This window comes from Bosea sp. F3-2, assembly GCF_008253865.1.
In the GTDB taxonomy this organism is placed as follows: Bacteria; Pseudomonadota; Alphaproteobacteria; order Rhizobiales; family Beijerinckiaceae; genus Allobosea.
In genome coordinates this window covers 5,231,928-5,247,536 of sequence record NZ_CP042331.1, presented here as the reverse complement: position 1 = coordinate 5,247,536, position 15,609 = coordinate 5,231,928, and the positions used below count along the sequence as shown (strand labels likewise).

The 15,609-nt window shown below is 64.3% G+C and carries 18 protein-coding genes and 1 pseudogene; 14 read left to right on the top strand and 5 right to left on the bottom strand.

The genetic code is table 11. From position 1 onward, the window contains the following. Positions 1–9 precede the first annotated feature (9 nt). From FQV39_RS24265 to FQV39_RS33855, 14 genes and pseudogenes are all read left to right on the top strand, one after another. Positions 10–1,146 carry a glycosyltransferase family 4 protein gene (locus tag FQV39_RS24265; protein ID WP_149132626.1) on the top strand — a complete coding sequence of 379 codons (1,137 nt, stop codon included), beginning with the start codon at positions 10–12 and terminating at the stop codon, positions 1,144–1,146. After that, a complete protein-coding gene (locus FQV39_RS24260) occupies positions 1,143–1,913 on the top strand; it encodes a polysaccharide deacetylase family protein (protein ID WP_149132625.1) in 771 nt (256 codons plus the stop codon). Before FQV39_RS24265 ends, FQV39_RS24260 begins: the two co-directional genes overlap by 4 nt. A gap of 151 nt (positions 1,914–2,064) precedes the next feature. Continuing rightward, complete coding sequence (locus FQV39_RS24255) at positions 2,065–3,345, top strand: glycosyltransferase family protein (protein WP_149132624.1); 1,281 nt, start codon at positions 2,065–2,067, stop codon at positions 3,343–3,345. A gap of 169 nt (positions 3,346–3,514) precedes the next feature. Continuing rightward, entirely contained in the window at positions 3,515–3,703 is a 189-nt protein-coding gene (locus FQV39_RS24250) for a twin transmembrane helix small protein (RefSeq protein WP_149132623.1), read from the top strand. A gap of 155 nt (positions 3,704–3,858) precedes the next feature. Further along, positions 3,859–4,455 carry an acyloxyacyl hydrolase gene (locus FQV39_RS24245; protein WP_187640044.1) on the top strand — a complete coding sequence of 199 codons (597 nt, stop codon included), beginning with the start codon at positions 3,859–3,861 and terminating at the stop codon, positions 4,453–4,455. 60 nt (positions 4,456–4,515) lie between these two features. Then, positions 4,516–5,097, top strand: a complete 582-nt coding sequence (locus FQV39_RS24240) for a cob(I)yrinic acid a,c-diamide adenosyltransferase (protein WP_149132621.1) — start codon at positions 4,516–4,518, stop codon at positions 5,095–5,097. 8 nt (positions 5,098–5,105) lie between these two features. Continuing rightward, a complete protein-coding gene (locus FQV39_RS24235) occupies positions 5,106–5,804 on the top strand; it encodes a rhomboid family intramembrane serine protease (RefSeq protein ID WP_149132620.1) in 699 nt (232 codons plus the stop codon). A gap of 165 nt (positions 5,805–5,969) precedes the next feature. Continuing rightward, the gene (locus FQV39_RS24230) at positions 5,970–6,716 is read left to right on the top strand and encodes an electron transfer flavoprotein subunit beta/FixA family protein (protein ID WP_149132619.1); all 747 of its coding nucleotides are present in this window, start codon (positions 5,970–5,972) and stop codon (positions 6,714–6,716) included. Further along, complete coding sequence (locus tag FQV39_RS24225) at positions 6,716–7,663, top strand: electron transfer flavoprotein subunit alpha/FixB family protein (protein ID WP_149132618.1); 948 nt, start codon at positions 6,716–6,718, stop codon at positions 7,661–7,663. The genes FQV39_RS24230 and FQV39_RS24225 overlap by 1 nt, the downstream gene beginning before the upstream one ends. A gap of 83 nt (positions 7,664–7,746) precedes the next feature. Beyond that, positions 7,747–8,631: a 3-hydroxybutyryl-CoA dehydrogenase gene (locus FQV39_RS24220; RefSeq protein WP_149132617.1), complete on the top strand. Its 885-nt coding sequence runs from the start codon at positions 7,747–7,749 to the stop codon at positions 8,629–8,631. A gap of 224 nt (positions 8,632–8,855) precedes the next feature. After that, positions 8,856–9,413 carry an HNH endonuclease gene (locus FQV39_RS24215; RefSeq protein ID WP_149132616.1) on the top strand — a complete coding sequence of 186 codons (558 nt, stop codon included), beginning with the start codon at positions 8,856–8,858 and terminating at the stop codon, positions 9,411–9,413. A 20-nt stretch (positions 9,414–9,433) separates the two neighbouring features. Then, positions 9,434–9,955, top strand: a complete 522-nt coding sequence (locus FQV39_RS24210; protein WP_248313126.1) for a LysR substrate-binding domain-containing protein — start codon at positions 9,434–9,436, stop codon at positions 9,953–9,955. Positions 9,956–10,877: 922 nt separating this feature from the next. Then, on the top strand, positions 10,878–11,717 hold the full coding sequence (locus FQV39_RS24205; protein ID WP_149132615.1) for a neuromedin U: 840 nt from the start codon (positions 10,878–10,880) through the stop codon (positions 11,715–11,717). 66 nt (positions 11,718–11,783) lie between these two features. Continuing rightward, positions 11,784–11,906, top strand: a pseudogene (locus tag FQV39_RS33855) (DUF1254 domain-containing protein); the annotation flags it as partial. Positions 11,907–12,237: 331 nt separating this feature from the next. On the opposite strand, the gene FQV39_RS24195 reads toward FQV39_RS33855, so the two are convergent. The 5 genes from FQV39_RS24195 to FQV39_RS34445 all read right to left on the bottom strand — a co-directional run bounded on the left by FQV39_RS24195 (position 12,238) and on the right by FQV39_RS34445 (position 15,454). Further along, positions 12,238–12,594 (bottom strand): HdeA/HdeB family chaperone, encoded by a 357-nt coding sequence (locus FQV39_RS24195; RefSeq protein ID WP_149132614.1) that lies wholly within the window; start codon positions 12,592–12,594, stop codon positions 12,238–12,240. 146 nt (positions 12,595–12,740) lie between these two features. Beyond that, positions 12,741–13,466 (bottom strand): outer membrane protein, encoded by a 726-nt coding sequence (locus tag FQV39_RS24190; protein ID WP_149132613.1) that lies wholly within the window; start codon positions 13,464–13,466, stop codon positions 12,741–12,743. Between the two features lie 122 nt (positions 13,467–13,588). Further along, the gene (locus tag FQV39_RS24185) at positions 13,589–13,984 is read right to left on the bottom strand and encodes a hypothetical protein (RefSeq protein ID WP_149132612.1); all 396 of its coding nucleotides are present in this window, start codon (positions 13,982–13,984) and stop codon (positions 13,589–13,591) included. 528 nt (positions 13,985–14,512) lie between these two features. Then, on the bottom strand, positions 14,513–14,734 hold the full coding sequence (locus tag FQV39_RS24180) for a hypothetical protein (RefSeq protein WP_149132611.1): 222 nt from the start codon (positions 14,732–14,734) through the stop codon (positions 14,513–14,515). Positions 14,735–15,193: 459 nt separating this feature from the next. Continuing rightward, positions 15,194–15,454 carry a helix-turn-helix domain-containing protein gene (locus tag FQV39_RS34445; protein WP_149134015.1) on the bottom strand — a complete coding sequence of 87 codons (261 nt, stop codon included), beginning with the start codon at positions 15,452–15,454 and terminating at the stop codon, positions 15,194–15,196. Positions 15,455–15,609: the final 155 nt, after the last annotated feature.

The following is a 15,609-nucleotide window of genomic DNA, read 5'->3' as shown; positions in this document are numbered from 1 at the left end:
AGAACCGCCTTGCGCATCGCATTCCACACTCCGCTGAACCTGTTCGACGATGGCGGCGTCTCCGGCGACCGCCGCATGGCGCGCCAGCTTGTTGCGGCGCTGGAGACGTTGGGCCATGTCGTGGAGCCTGTCCGGGCCGCACGCGGCTATCTGCCCAGCGCCGATCCGGCTTGCCTCGACCAGCATCGCGCCGACGCTGCACGGCTCAGCGACCAGCTGCTGGCAAGCTATCGCTCGGGTGCCCCGCGCCCCGATCTCTGGTTCACCTATCACAACTACTACCGCGCCCCGGACCTGCTCGGCCCCGCGATCGCTGCCGCTCTCGGCATCCCCTATGTCACGGCCGAGGCCAGCGACTCCGAACGCCGTGCCTTCGATGAATGGAGCGCCCAGACCGCGATCGTCCGGCACAGCCTCACGGCAGCCGATGTCCATTTCCACTTTACCGATCGCGACCGTCAGGGGCTCGAACCCTGGCGCCAGCCCGGCACCGCCCTTCTGGAACTCCCCCCCTTCATCACCTTCGAGAAAGAACCGCCGCAGCGCGAGGATCATGCCGGCCCTCCCCGCCTGATCACCATCGCGATGATGCGCGAGGGCACCAAGCAGAACAGCTATCTGGCGCTCGCTCGCATCCTCGCCCGCATTCCCGATGCAGGCTGGCGCCTCAGCATCGTCGGCGATGGCCGTCGGCGCGGCGAGATCGAGCGGGCCTTCGCCTGCCTGCCGCAGGAACAGATCGATTGGCTCGGCCTGATCCCGCGCGAGCGGGCGCTCGACGAGCTGGCGCGGCACGACATCTTTGTCTGGCCGGGAGTGCGTGAGGCCTATGGCCTGGTCTATCTCGAAGCCCAGGCTGTGGGGCTGCCCGTGGTCGCCTTCGACAGTGGCGGCGTATCTGCGACGGTGATGGCGGGAGAGACAGCGCTCCTGGCTCCGGAAGGCGATGAAGCGGCTTTCGCCGGCAATCTCGTCACCTTGTTGCAGGATCAGGCAAGACGCGAGCGAATGGGGGCAGAGGCCCGCCGCTTCGTGCTGAAGGAGCGCACAAGCGCCGGCGCAGCCACAAGGCTGGCCGAAGGACTCGACTTCGCCTGCCGCCACCGCCGCGACAAGCTGAGAGCCGCAGGCAGCGCCGCGTCATGAGCGAAACGCATTGGCAGGCTCTGTCGCGGGAGCTCGACAACTGGCAGAGCGCAGGCCGGCAATTGCGGCTCTGGCTTCGCGACGACGACGCGGTCTCGCCGAGCCCCGCACTGGCGCGACTTTCGGCACTGGCGGAACACCATGGCGCTGCTGTCCTGCTGGCGGTGATACCGATGTTGGCCGAGCCCACCCTGGCATCGGCCCTGGCGAGCATGCCGTGGTTGCGCCCGTGCCAGCACGGCGTCTGGCATCGCAACCATGCTGCGGCAGGCGGAAAGAAGTCGGAATTCGGCCCCGAGCGTGACAAGACAACCGTCGATGGCGAGATCGCCGAGGGCCGTGACCGCCTTCGCGACCTTATCGGAAGCGACATCCTGCCGGTCTTCGTGCCGCCCTGGAATCGCATCGATGCCGGCCACGCCGCCCGGCTTGGTCATCTAGGCTTCTCTGGCCTGTCATGCTTCCGCAACTACCGTCACGGTCCTGCAGGCGGCCCGCCCCTGCTCAACACCCAAATCGATGTCATGGACTGGCATGGCGGCCGCATCGGCCGCCGCCCGGACGACCTTCTGCCCGAGATCGTCGCCCAGATTGCCGCGATGCGCAGCGATGCCGCCGATCAGGCGGCGACGCTCGGTCTGCTCCTGCATCATCGCGACCATGACGAAGGCGCGTGGTCCGTTCTCCACGACATATTGAGCCTCGCCGCCGCCCATCCGGCCGTGCATCTCGCCGGTCCGGCCGAGCTTCTTCCTGCCACAGTATAGGTTTCACACCGGCTAAGATGAATCCTTGTACGTTACCACCGGCGCGGGCTTGGTTGACGGGCCTCGCCGCGCTATAAACTCTCTCAACTGGTTCCAAGCTGCGTTCGTCCTCGCCAAGAGGTCGTCTGGCCTTTGCGGAGGGCGGCGCCTGATGTTTTCCAACGTCATCGATTTGGTCGGAGCCGAAAGGGCGCCGCGCAGCCCTCATGCCCCGCGTGTGCTGATCTACAGCCATGACACTTTCGGCCTCGGCCATATCCGCCGCTGCCGCGCCATCGCCAATGCGCTGATCGCCAGCTTTCCGCACATCTCGGTCATCATCGTCTCCGGCTCTTCGGTGATCTCGAGCTTCCAGTTCGGCGACGGCATCGACTATGTCCGCATTCCCGGCATCGAGAAGCAGAGCGACGGCCGCTACGAGCCGCACCACCTCAACCTCGATCTCGGGGATACGCTGCGGCTGCGCACCGATCTCATCAAACAGACCGTTCTCTCCTTCGATCCCGACGTCGTCATCGTCGACAAGGAGCCGCTCGGCCTGCGCGGCGAGCTGAAGCCGTCGCTCGACATCCTGCGCCGCCGTGGCGCCCGTATCGTGCTAGGCTTGCGCGACGTGCTCGACGATCCGGCTACGCTGCTGGAGGAGTGGCGCCATAGCGGCGCGCTCGAAGCGCTCGACTCCATCTACGACGACATCTTCGTCTATGGGCTGGAGGATATCTATCAACCTCTGATCGGCCTGCCGGACCAGCAGCGTTTCGCCGACAAGATTCGCTATGTCGGCTATCTCAAGCGTGCCGTCCCAAGCCCGATGCCGCCGAACCGCTATCCGCGGATCACCAAGCAGCCCTTCGTCCTCGTCACCCCTGGCGGCGGCGGCGATGGCGCCGGCGTGATCGACTGGGTGATCTCGGCCTATGAAGCCGACCCGACCATTGCGCTGCCGGCGCTGATTGTGTTCGGGCCCTTCATGTCGCGCGAGAAGCGCAAGGACTTCGCAGAACGGATCGCTCGCAATCCGAAGCTGGAGGGCCTCGGCTTCGAGCCTCGCCTCGAGCTACTGATGAATCGGGCGCACTGCGTCGTGGCGATGGGCGGTTACAACACCTTTTGCGAGATCCTCTCCTTCGACAAGCCGGCGCTGATCGTGCCGCGCGTGAAGCCCCGCCTGGAACAGGCGATCCGTGCGCAGCGCGCTGATGAACTCAGCCTGGTCGAAATGCTCTGCGACCCCTCCCAGACCGGCGAGGGCGAGCGCGACCCGCTCGTCATGGCCAGGGCTCTCCACGCCCTGGCGAAGCGGCCGCCGCCGTCGCAGGCCTTCATGCCCGATCTGCTCGAAGGGCTGCCGGCGATCAGCCGGGCTCTCGCGGACGATCTGTCGCAGACCGTGCGTGGCCGGGCCCTCGCGCAGAACGCCGCGACAAGCTGACCCCGACCTTCCGGCGCGGCATCGCGCCGCTAGAGCATAGGACCGAAAAGTGGAAACCACTTTTCGGAGAAATCCGATGCTCAAACAAAGAGATAGATCGCCACTTCGCGTCCGGAAGGACGCACGGCGATCTAGTCAAGGGTCGGGTTCCACTCTACAGGCTTTCACCATGACGTTTTCGAACACTCTCGTCTCCGTCGCGGTCGGCTCCGTCGCGATCGTGCTGCTGCTTGGCCTGATGAACATGCTGCGCGGCGGCAGTGCCAACACCTCGCAGAAGCTCATGCGTCTGCGCGTCGTGCTGCAGTTCGTCGCCATCATCCTGATCGTCATCGTACTCTGGTGGCGCAACGGCTGACCGGCTGCGACATCCCGCGCAATTGATTGACGTCATTGATGTTCTTGGACAATCTGGCTGTGAACAGAGCCTTAGCGACGCGGGCTTTGCCACATTCCGAACACGAGTGTGTGTGCTTCACTAACGCCTGCTCTCTCACACACCGCCGAAGGCCCATGGTTCGCGTCGCGTTGCTGCTCCTCGCCGGTTGTCTGGCCGCCTCTTCGGCTACGGCGCAGACTCGCTCTCTCTCCGGCAGCGTCTCCAGCTACGCTCCCGCGACCGAGCCGCCAGCCCCAGCCTGGGAAACGCGCATCGGCGCCGGTCTCGCCAACCCCGGCGGACGCGAAGGCGGTCTCCTCAACCTGGGTGCCGAAGTGCTCTCGCCCCGCCTGATCCCCCTGCAGGACCGAATCGCCGCCGCCTTCATCCCGCGCTTCAACCTGGGCACCAGCCTGAACGTCAACGGCACCCGCTATGCCTATGCCGGGGCGACCTGGACTTTCGACGTCACGCGCGACGTCTTCGTCGAAGCGAGCCTCGGGGCCGCGGTGAACGACGGCAAGACCGGCTTCGTCATTCCTGAGAACCGCCTCAATGTCGGTTGCAACGCCGGCACCCGCGAGGCTGCGGCGCTGGGTGTGCGGCTCTCCGACCGCTGGAGCCTCGTCACTACGCTCGAGCATTTCAGCACGGCCGGCTGCGGCGACCGTGCGGGGTCTTCGCCGCGAGGGCCGGCCAATATCGGCGCCCGGCTCGGCTATACTTTCTAGCGACCAGCCTCAGCAGAAAACCGCGCTTCCGTCCCGACCGCGCCGCGCTATAAGCGTGACATGGTCAAGCTGAATCGCATCTACACCCGCACCGGCGATAACGGCACCACCGGGCTGACGGCCGGGCCACGCCGCTCGAAATTCGACCTGCGCGTAGCGGCTTACGGCACCGTCGACGAGACCAATGCCTGCGTCGGCCTGGCGCGCCTCCACGCCGCGGCCGAGGATGCCGAGGTCGATGCCATGCTCGGTCGCATCAGCAATGACCTCTTCGACCTCGGTGCCGATCTCTCCACTCCGGAAACGGACAAGCCCCTTGCCTTCGAGCCGCTGCGGATCGTCCAGGCGCAGGTCGATCGCCTGGAGGCCGAGATCGACTGGATGAACGAGAGCCTCGCGCCCCTGCGCTCCTTCGTCCTGCCCGGCGGGACACCCGCCGCGACCCACCTGCATCTCGCCCGCACCGTCAGCCGCCGCGCCGAACGGCTGATGACGGAACTCGCGGCGACCGAAGGCGAGACGGTCGCGCCACCCGCGCTCAAATACATCAACCGTCTGTCGGACTTCCTGTTCGTCGCCTCCCGCTTCCTCAATGCCAAGGCCGGCGGCGACGTCCTCTGGGTGCCTGGCCAGAACCGCTGAGGCGCCCGATGTTCGTCCCCCTGCATGACGGCGTGCCGCTGCGCTTCATGCGAACGCCCTACATGACCTACGGACTGATCTGCGCCTGCGTCGTCGCGCAGGCCGCGCTGCGGTTCTGGCCCGGGGAGCAAAGCGATCTCGCTATCATGGCCGGCTTTGGCATGATCCCTTCCGTGCTGTTCGGCACGGCGCAACTGCCGGAAGGGCTTGCTCATCTGCCGCCCTGGCTGACGCTGTTCAGCAATGTGCTGCTCCACGCCAATCTGGCGCATCTCATCGGCAACATGCTGTTCCTCTGGGTCTTCGGCGACAATGTCGAGGACGCGATGGGCCATGCCCGCTTCCTCGTGTTCTTTTTCCTGTGCGGTCTCGGGGGCTCGGTCATCCACGCCGGAATGTATCCGGATTCGGAGCAGCCCTTGATCGGCGCCTCCGGCGCGATCTCCGGTGTCATCGCCTCCTATCTGATGCTCTATCCGCAGGTCCGCATCTGGGGCGTCGCCTTCAACTGGATTCCGATCCATATCCCGGCGATGTATGCGCTCGGCGGCTGGATCCTGCTGCAGGCAGGCTCCGCCTGGTTCCAGACCGACGGCAATATCGGCTGGTGGGCTCATCTCGGCGGGCTTGCGACCGGGGCCGCGCTCACGCCGCTCTTCATCCATCGCAGCGTGCCCTTGTTCGGCCGCCGGCCCGTCAGCGGGTGAGCCCGTGCGCTTTTGCCCCTCTGACCAGACCTTGGACGGCGTTGACAAGCCTAAACCGGCGTCGCTACGGTCCCTGCGCATTCCAGCCGAGGGCCGCGATGCCGCCATCCTGCCGTCTTGGACGGCGCGGCGCGAGGCGCATCTCTTCTGAACGGTGATCTGACGATGAAGCTCCTGGTGCCCGTGAAGCGGGTGGTTGATTACAACGTGAAGATCCGCGTCAAGGCGGACGGGTCCGGCGTCGAGCTGGCCAACGTCAAGATGTCGATGAACCCGTTCGACGAGATCGCGGTGGAAGAGGCGCTGCGCCTGAAGGAAGCGGGCAAGGCGAGCGAGGTGATCGTGGTCTCGATCGGCCCGGCGCAGGCGGCCGAGACGATCCGTACCGGCCTCGCCATGGGCGCCGACCGCGGCATCCTCGTCAAGGTCGACGGCGTGGTCGAGCCGCTCGCGGTGGCCAAGCTCTTGAAGAAGGTCGTCGAGCAGGAGAACCCCGGCCTCGTCATCCTCGGCAAGCAGGCGATCGACGACGACTGCAACCAGACCGGCCAGATGCTGGCCGCGCTGCTCGGCTGGGCGCAGGGCACGTTCGCGTCGAAGGTCGAGCTCGGCGCCGACAGCGTCGACGTGACGCGCGAGGTCGATGGCGGCCTGCAGACGGTTTCGCTGAAGCTGCCGGCGATCGTCACCACCGATCTGCGCCTGAACGAGCCGCGCTACGCCTCGCTGCCCAACATCATGAAGGCGAAGAAGAAGCCGCTCGACGAGACCACGGCCGAAGCGCTCGGCGTCGATGTCGCCCCGCGCCTCAAGGTGCTGAAGACGGCGGAGCCGGCCGGCCGCTCCGCCGGCATCAAGGTGGCCAACGCCGCCGAACTCGTCTCCAAGCTCAAGACCGCCGGGGTGATCTGATGACCACGCTGCTGATCGCCAAGCACGACAACACCAGCCTCAACGAGGCCACCCGCAAGGCGCTGACCGCCGCCAAGGCGCTCGGGGCGCCCGTGCACGTGCTGGTCGCCGGCCACAATGCCAAGGCCGTCGCCGAGGCGGCGGCGAAGCTCGACGGCGTCGAGAAGGTGCTGCTCGCCGAGGATGCGGCGTATGAGCATCGCCTGGCCGAGCCGCTGGCGGCGCTGATCGTCTCGCTCGCCGGCCCCTATGATGCGCTGGTCGCGCCCGGCACCACCACCGGCAAGAACGTGATGCCGCGGGTCGCTGCCCTGCTCGACGTGATGCAGGTCTCGGAGGTGACGAAGGTCGTGTCCGCCGACACCTTCGAGCGGCCGATCTATGCCGGCAACGCCATCCAGACGGTGCAGTCCGCCGACGCCAAGAAGGTGCTCACCGTGCGCGGCGCCTCCTTCGCCGCGACCGGCGACGGGGCGGCTGCGGCCCCGATCGAGACGGTCGCGGCGGCGGCGAACCCCGGCAACTCGTCCTTCAAGGGCGAGGAGGTCGCCAAGTCCGATCGTCCGGAGCTCGCCTCCGCCAAGATCATCATCTCGGGTGGCCGTGCGCTGGGCTCGGCCGAGAACTTCGGCAAGGTGATCGAGCCGGTGGCGGACAAGCTCGGCGCCGCGATGGGCGCCTCGCGCGCCGCGGTCGATGCCGGCTACGCCCCGAACGACTGGCAGGTCGGCCAGACCGGCAAGGTCGTGGCGCCGGAGCTCTACATCGCCGTCGGCATCTCCGGCGCGATCCAGCATCTCGCCGGCATGAAGGATTCGAAGGTCATCGTCGCCATCAACAAGGACGAAGAAGCGCCGATCTTCCAGATCGCCGATTACGGCCTCGTCGGTGACCTCTTCACCGTCCTGCCGGAACTCGACGCCGAACTTGCCAAAGCCGGCAAGTAGGGCTTGAACCGCCGTTCCCGGGTCGCCTCAGGGCGGCCCGTTCCGCTCCCGCGGGAGCTAAGAAGACTATCCGGGATCAGACCATGTCGGACCACGCGATCAAGACGATCGGCATCATCGGGGCAGGCCAGATGGGCAACGGCATCGCCCATGTCGCGGCGGTCGCCGGCTTCGACATCAAGCTGCACGACATCTCCGAGGACCGGATCAAGGCGGCCCTCGCCACCATCGACGGCAACATGGCCCGTCAGGTCGCGAAGGGCGCGCTCGCCGACGAGGAGCGCCACGCCGCCGTGCAGCGGATCGAGCCGGCCATCAGCCTCGCCGATCTCGGCGATTGCGATCTCGTGATCGAGGCCGCGACCGAGAACGAGGAGGTCAAGCGCAAGATCTTCACCGCCGTCTGTCCGCATCTCAAGCCCCAGGCGATCCTCGCCTCCAACACCTCCTCGATCTCGATCACCCGCCTTGCGGCCGCGACCGACCGCCCCGAGCACTTCATCGGCATCCACTTCATGAACCCGGTGCCGCTGATGCAGCTCGTCGAGCTGATTCGCGGCATCGCCACCGACGACGGCACCTTCGAGCGTGCCAAGTCGCTCGTCGGCCACCTGCACAAGACCGTCTCGGTCTCCGAGGACTTCCCGGCCTTCATCGTCAACCGCATCCTGCTGCCGATGATCAACGAGGCCGTCTACACGCTCTATGAGGGCGTCGGCTCGGTCGACGCGATCGACACCGCCATGCGGCTCGGCGCCAACCACCCGATGGGCCCGCTCCAGCTCGCCGACTTCATCGGTCTCGATACCTGCCTCTCGGTGATGCAGGTGCTTCATGACGGCCTGGCCGATTCGAAATACCGCCCCTGCCCGCTGCTGGTGAAATACGTCGAGGCCGGTTGGCTCGGCCGCAAGACCAAGCGCGGCTTCTACGATTATCGCGGCGAAAAGCCCGTCCCAACCCGCTGATAAATCACGGCCAGCGGGTCCGACACCCGCGAATGAGGCCGAAAAGCACCATGATCTGCCGATCGGCCGCCACGGGCGAGGAAGCACCTCGCGCGTGCGGGGACGTTTGTCGCAGTTGCAACAAGTTCCTTCACATTCCTGTCGTCTCGCGCTTACATTGATCTGAGGGCGGGATTCGTCCCGCTTGACGAAGCGGAGGTGCGACGGGTTTGACGGCGCATGTGATGCATCCGATGGCATCGCCGGACGGCTGTCCGGCCCTGGTCCTGAACGCCGATTTCCGGCCGCTCAGCTACTATCCCTTGTCTCTTTGGAGCTGGCAGGACGCGATCAAGGCGGTCTTCATGGATCGCGTCAACATCGTCTCCGAATACGACACGGTCGTCCGCAGCCCCAGTTTCGACATGCGGCTGCCCTCGGTGGTCTCGCTGAAGAGCTACATCAAGCCTTCCAGGACGCCGGCCTTTACCCGCTTCAACGTCTTCCTGCGCGACCGCTTCGCCTGCCAATATTGCGGCCATCGCGAAGAATTGACCTTCGACCACGTCATTCCCCGCTCCAAGGGCGGCCTGACCACCTGGGAGAACGTCGTCGCCGCCTGCTCCCCCTGCAACCTGCGCAAGGGTGACAAGATGCCGGCCTCCGTCGAGATGTTTCCGGCCCAGAAGCCCTATGCGCCGACGGTCAACGATCTCCACCGCAACGGCAAGCTCTTCCCGCCGAACTATCTCCACGAGAGCTGGCTCGACTATCTCTACTGGGATTCGGAGCTGGAGCCATAAGGCTCAGAGACCGTTTGTTTTTGATCGACGTCGAAAACAGCCGCCATATCTGGGATATGGTGGAGAACCACCACTACGACCTCGGCTTCGTGTTCGGTTCGCCGCGGGTGTCGGACAAAACCGCGTCGCCTCTGCACAGCTCGCAGGCCGTCGCCGCCGTCGCGCCGGGGCACAGGCTGGCATCACGCGACGTGATCACGCCTGCAGAGCTGACGGAGGAGCGCGTGCTGATGCCGGGGCGGAATTCGCCGCTGCGGCTCGCGCTCGATCGTGCCTTTTCGAATGAGGACTATGCTCCGGCGAGCTCGATGGAGACCTCGATGCTGAATTGCTGCTGTTTCGCGGCTTCGGGTATGGGGGTCGGCATCGTCGACCGGACCAGCATCATCGCATCCGGCGTCGACCTCGTCGCCATCCCGTTCCGCCCCGGCATCGAGGTGTCTTATTTCGCCATCCGGCCGTCCGGCACCGTGCGGATGCCGGTTCTCGAACAGCTCATCGGCAGAATGCGGGAACTTCTGGCGTCCCGACCGGAATGTTGAAAGCTGATATGCCGGCGACAGCGACTTCCGAAGTCTTTCTCTCGGCAGGGACCGGGCGGAACATGACGAAAGCAGCCGCGCGCCGGTTTGGGTCGCGAGAGCAGGGCGAGGGCCGTCCACAAGGGGTCGTGAGCGGTCACAAGGCGGCTCAGCGGTGAATGTCAGCTTTTCGGCGTTGGCCCAACTTCCGCTCATGGCGCACGAACGACGTCGCCGACTCTTGAGGAATAACGACCGGGTTGGGTGGATTGCTGACGTTCTTCCAAGCCGAAGAACGGGGCTGGGTTGCGCCCATCTGCAGACAATGAGGCGTTGCCAGAAACCGGACGTTGCCGATCGACCGAGATAGCGTTTGATCCCAGCCCCATGCGGACGTTTCGTCAGGAACCGAGTGTCTTCCTGGGGCTTTCCGCACCGGAGAGCCTTCCGGACGAATTCGGCGAAGTCCGGACAGGAACGATGGAGCGTGCAGTCCAAGGACGACGCTGATCAACGGCACTGGCCGTCGCAGTTCAAGACAGATGGCGCAGCAAAAGTGCGAGTGTGGGCGGCTCACACCGAGCCGTAGCGTTTGGCGCGAAATGGCAAGACTCGCCTCCGTGAGCCGATACGAGATGGCGAGACGGAAGCGGCCGTCGCCGGGTGCCGCTGTTGGTGCCGGTCGAGGTCGCGCGGCCTAACGGGGGATAAGGGTGAGGAGCGCGACGTGCGGGGCATCAACGAGCATTCCGAACTCTCTCGACACCACAGCGGGCTATCCAGGCATCACCGTCGCTGACGCGCCGATTATTCGCGATGAGCCTGAAGGGAGTGGCGGACCAATGCTGAGGATGCGCTGGTTCAATCAGTGCGCCTGCTGCTTATCGCTGGGCCACGCTGTTCCACTGGCTGCAGGCGGTCAGGACTTCAGACGGAGCACGTCATGACTGAACGACGCACGGGCCGCCGGCGGTTAGGATTCTGGCTCGCATTCGCCATCCTGGCGGGCCTTGGCAGCTCGTTCGCCTCCGCCCAAGAGGAGCACGGGAAAAGCACCGATGATCTCGCCAAGGCGGCGCAGAACCCCGTTGCCGACATGATCAGCGTGCCTTTCCAGAACAACTTCAACTTCAACGTCGGCCCACACAAGCAACTGCAGAACGTCCTCAATATCCAGCCCGTGATCCCGATCACGCTCAACAAGGACTGGAACCTGATCACGCGCTGGATCACGCCGGTGATCGCGCAACCGGCCCTGACGGTGACTGGCGAGCGCGAGTTCGGCCTCGGCGACATCAACCCGAGCTTCTTCTTCTCGCCCAAACAGCCGACGCACGGCATCATCTGGGGCATCGGTCCGACCTTCGTGTTCCCGACCGGCACCGACAAGACCCTCACGGCCGGCAAGTACTCGGCCGGGCCGGCCTTCGTCGCCCTGGCTATCGAAGGCCCCTGGGTGGTCGGCATCCTCGTCAACAACGTCTGGTCCTTCGCCGGCAAGAGCAACCGCAGCGCGGTCAATGCGATGACGCTGCAGCCCTTCGTGAACTACAATTTCCACGGAGGCTGGTATTTGACGTCGTCTCCGATCATCACCGCCAACTGGGAGAGCGGCCACGGGGACCGCTGGACGGTGCCGATCGGAGGCGGTTTTGGGCGGGTGTTCAAGATCGGCAGCCAGCCCATCAACGCGCAGCTCGCGGCCTATTACAACGTCGCAAAGCCCTCCGGCGCCGCCGACTGGCAGCTCAGGGCCCAGGTCCAGTTCCTGTTCCCCAAGTAAGTCAGGAGAACAAGCCGCGTCGAGCCTTCTACTTTGCACGCCGTTGGGACTGATCCCTAGACAGCCCCCGGCGCCGACAAGGAAGCAAATCGGCCTCCGGCGCCGAAAGACAAAATCTATCTCGTGATGCGCCTCTATTGGCCGAAGCCTACGCCGCTGTCGATCCTGCCGGCGGGCGAAGGGACATAGCAGCCATCGGGTTTAAAAAAGGTCTCATAGAAGACGCGGGAGGCGGCACGGCTCCAATGTCGACCTGCCCCCCGGAAAGCGAAGCCAGTATGCAGTCTGCGACGTCGGCGTACCTCACGGCATCCTCGTTGGACGCGCACGAATGTGGTCAAGCTGACAGCCCCGCGATGAAATCGCGGGGCTTGTTTCGAAGTGTGCCCCCTCGCGGGCGCGCGGCGCGATCAGACGTGAAACGAGGCCCCTCATCGGGTTCACCCGTGCCTGCCTCGCTTCGCTCTGAAGGCGCTAATATGCCACTGGATCGCCCTGCATTGGCGACGCCACCCGAATATCACTTCATCTCGATTCCCAACTTGGCGCGCTCATCCTTGAACACGACAGCAATCGCTTCGATGATCTTCTTCCCGGGATTGGCCTTGCAGTAAACGATGACCTCGTGCTCGACGACCTTGCCCTTCTTCAGGTCAAGAAAATGCTTCTTGGCGAGGCCGTTATACCAGCCGCTGTACCATGCAGAGAGCGCGTCGGCGTCCTCCTGGAAGGTCCCGGCGAGCTGCGCGCAGGTCAGAGCCTGAACATCGATGAAGCCGTTGGCATCGACATAGCTCGTGAGAGGCACCTGGGCCGTCGCCATGCCCGATGCGGTAAAGACGAACGAGGCAGCCATTGCAGCAAGAATTTTGGTCATGACAGTATTCCCCTTGATTCCAATGAATGAAGACAGTCGAACGCGTTCTTGGTAACGCGGGATGCTAGGGACGATTCGAGGGCGTCGACTAAATCGAGTTTCTGAGGGCAATCTACAGGCTCGATCATTTTCGATTCCGAGGCGGGTCAGAATTTATAGAGCAATCGCCCGACCACCTGATTGGTGCTCAATTGTTGCTTGAAGCCGACAATCCCAAGCCCGCCGACGCCAACCGGATAGGTGTAGGTATCCTCCTCGAATTGGGAGTACCGATACTCCAGACCAGCGATCCAGTTGTTCGTGATCGCATATTCGGCGCCGGCGCCGAGCGTCCAGCCAAGGCGGGTGCTGTCGCCTGCGCCATAGGAATAACCCGTGCCCGTCACCGTCGACTTGGCCGCAGCCAATGCGAGGCCGCCGGTCGCATAGATCATGAACCGGTCAAAGGCATAACCGACACGCAGCCTGGCCGAGCCGACCCAGTTGGTATGGGCGGTGATGAAATCGCCGGTCAGCGCGGTGAAGCGCTGCTTTCCGGTGATGAGGGCGGCGCCGTCGATCTCGCCACCGAGGACAAGCTGGCCGATCTGGTAGTTGTAGCCCGCCAGCAGACCGACCGTAGCGCCGTCCCTGTTCAGGCTCGGCAATGAAGCAACGGCAGCCTGACCAGCGATCGCGGCGCCCGGCGTCAGTTCGGTTCTGGTCTGCGCCCAGCCGGCTTGGGCACCGACATAGAAACCGGTCCATGTGAAGGCAGGCGGCATGGGAATGGCAGGTGCGATCCGCCGCGACGGCAGATCGGCAGCCTGCGCGGCGATCGAGAACATTGCGAAAGCAAGCCCGGCAGCAAATCCTGTATGTAAGGTAGACATATTCAATACGCCCCTGGTGAATGTCAGATTTATTACACGCGCTGGCCCGCAAATTAATGCGGTCGAACGATTTTCATGGAATTAAAGTGTTCTTTTATTTGTTTCAAAACTCGATATCGACTTCAGTACATGAATGGTCCTGGCCCACCCCAGGGTCCGAAATCGAAGGCGTCCTGGTTCATCACCGCTGTCATCTGGCGCTCGTCGGCTAGCTTCTGCGCGAAGACCATCTGGCGAAATTGGGCGTAAGCCGCCTGGTTGCCGAAATAGACGCATTGGCAGACGACCGGATCGGCATAGACGTAGACGATCTGCGAGTCTTTCGCCTGTTGAACGAACTTGTTGGGGGGCAGCTTCTTCATGGCTGCGATGCGCTGCGGCGTGTTCGCGGGCTGTGGAACGAAGCCGGCCGCCGAGAGCAGGTCCTCCTTTTGCTGCACGGCCTGGGGCGTGGACTGGCAACCGGCCAGGGCCAGCCCGAAGGAAACGGCAAGGGCAGCAACAACGCGCGATGTCATGACATTCTCCAGAGAAGGGTTCGACTTAGGACCCGTGGCGCCGGGCAAGGGGCAGCGCTCGACGCGAACGCCCCAAGTCACATTGGCGAGGGGGGAAATTCGGGGAGGGCTTCAATTGCCGACGGCAGAGCCGAGCAGATAGTCCTTCTGCAGCGCCTAGTCCGACGACGGATAAAGCGTCTGGCATTCCGACCAGTAGAAGGTCTTGGGCTGCCGGTTGGCGGGATCTGCACAGGTTGCGGCGAGCTGCGCCTGCCTTGATTGGCGACGTCTGGCAGCCGGCAAGAACAGGTCCAGCGACAAGCAACAAGCCGACAAATTGAACCGCTTTCATCTCAGATTTCCCCTGGAGCCGACTAAATAGGGTTATGCGTACCGGGCCGTTATGTTCGGACCGGGCAGCTATCGATGAAGGCGGCTCTCCGCTCCCTTCCAACCGAGACCGGTGTCGAGCGCGGGTCGATCCTTTGAGGCACCGTCGTCGCCACCTGGCAGATAAGCTTCGATCGTCATGGCCCGGCGGCAGGTTTAGCGGCAGACCCGTCGCCCGTTGACGACCGCACAGCGGACAGGCACCGGCCTCACCACCACGGCGGCCCTTGGAACGGGGCGTCGCGCGACGACGGCGCCGTTCGGGCCGGCGCAACCGGCTCTCACGACGCCCCGCGCACAGACGACAGCGTTCGCCTCCGCCGGAATGGCAATTGTCGCCAGCCCGAGCATGCCCGTCGCCAGGATCAGAATTTTCATGAACGGTTCTCCTGCCATTGGCGGCCATGAGTTCGAGCTCTCAGGTGAGCTTTGGGTCCGTCTCGTGCGGGCAGTACAGCCGCAGCGTCAGAATGAAAGCGCCGGGCGGCGCGCGCCGTCACGCCAGGGATCGGTCCGTGCGTCAGCATGGGCGCGGACATATCTGCGCCGGGAGATGTCGTGCCGCGGCAAGGCGCAGTCGCGGCGACAACGAACTGGTGTGCCTGGCACATCCCCACTCCAGTCAGCGCACTCGCGATCTCGACATGGCCGGCTGCGGCTTTGCCAACGTTTCGAATGTCCCCGATGCCCCACACCCCGAGCCTCTCCCAATTCCCCGTTGGATCGTGCATCTCGATGGAGTCGGGACCGGCTGCATCGGCGACGGCGGTTTTCGCCCGGCCATTTCTCGCCAGGTCACAGGGACTCGTCTTGCCATCTCGCGCCAAACGTGGCGGCTCAGCGTGGGCCGCTCGAACTCGGACCTTCGCCGCGGGACATGCCGCTATCCCTGTGTTGCCGACGATAAGTGACAGGCTGAACTTTCATCATACGCATGAAGGTGCGGCTTAAGCTGCTGGGGCCGGCGTAGCCAAGGCGCAAAGCAATGTGCGAAATGCACTCGCTGGTTTCGGCGAGCAGATGGCAAGCTGTATCGAGACGCACCTCTGCAACCAATTCACTGTAACTGGTACCTTTCTCAGCGAGATGACGCTGCAGTTAGCGCGAGATACCCCCAATTGACTTGTAGTATACTGCAGAGATGAGCCACTGTTCTGAAGCAACGCAGCGATCTCTGCTCGCGTCGCGCATCGGGAGGGAAAAGTGGACAAGCTTCATTCTTGCGCAGATAAAGCCGGTGGGGGCACCTTCAA

Excerpts from the sequence above, each read along its gene's own strand:
- FQV39_RS24225 (WP_149132618.1), top strand. The coding sequence starts at position 6,716 with ATGACCACGCTGCTGATCGCCAAGCACGACAACACCAGCCTCAACGAG.
- FQV39_RS24195 (WP_149132614.1), bottom strand. The coding sequence starts at position 12,594 with ATGACCAAAATTCTTGCTGCAATGGCTGCCTCGTTCGTCTTTACCGCA.
- FQV39_RS24215 (WP_149132616.1), top strand. The coding sequence starts at position 8,856 with ATGCATCCGATGGCATCGCCGGACGGCTGTCCGGCCCTGGTCCTGAAC.
- FQV39_RS24260 (WP_149132625.1), top strand. The coding sequence starts at position 1,143 with ATGAGCGAAACGCATTGGCAGGCTCTGTCGCGGGAGCTCGACAACTGG.
- FQV39_RS24220 (WP_149132617.1), top strand. The coding sequence starts at position 7,747 with ATGTCGGACCACGCGATCAAGACGATCGGCATCATCGGGGCAGGCCAG.
- FQV39_RS24245 (WP_187640044.1), top strand. The coding sequence starts at position 3,859 with ATGGTTCGCGTCGCGTTGCTGCTCCTCGCCGGTTGTCTGGCCGCCTCT.
- FQV39_RS24180 (WP_149132611.1), bottom strand. The coding sequence starts at position 14,734 with ATGAAAATTCTGATCCTGGCGACGGGCATGCTCGGGCTGGCGACAATT.
- FQV39_RS24255 (WP_149132624.1), top strand. The coding sequence starts at position 2,065 with ATGTTTTCCAACGTCATCGATTTGGTCGGAGCCGAAAGGGCGCCGCGC.
- FQV39_RS24190 (WP_149132613.1), bottom strand. The coding sequence starts at position 13,466 with ATGTCTACCTTACATACAGGATTTGCTGCCGGGCTTGCTTTCGCAATG.
- FQV39_RS24205 (WP_149132615.1), top strand. The coding sequence starts at position 10,878 with ATGACTGAACGACGCACGGGCCGCCGGCGGTTAGGATTCTGGCTCGCA.
- FQV39_RS24230 (WP_149132619.1), top strand. The coding sequence starts at position 5,970 with ATGAAGCTCCTGGTGCCCGTGAAGCGGGTGGTTGATTACAACGTGAAG.
- FQV39_RS24240 (WP_149132621.1), top strand. The coding sequence starts at position 4,516 with ATGGTCAAGCTGAATCGCATCTACACCCGCACCGGCGATAACGGCACC.
- FQV39_RS24235 (WP_149132620.1), top strand. The coding sequence starts at position 5,106 with ATGTTCGTCCCCCTGCATGACGGCGTGCCGCTGCGCTTCATGCGAACG.
- FQV39_RS24250 (WP_149132623.1), top strand. The coding sequence starts at position 3,515 with ATGACGTTTTCGAACACTCTCGTCTCCGTCGCGGTCGGCTCCGTCGCG.
- FQV39_RS24185 (WP_149132612.1), bottom strand. The coding sequence starts at position 13,984 with ATGACATCGCGCGTTGTTGCTGCCCTTGCCGTTTCCTTCGGGCTGGCC.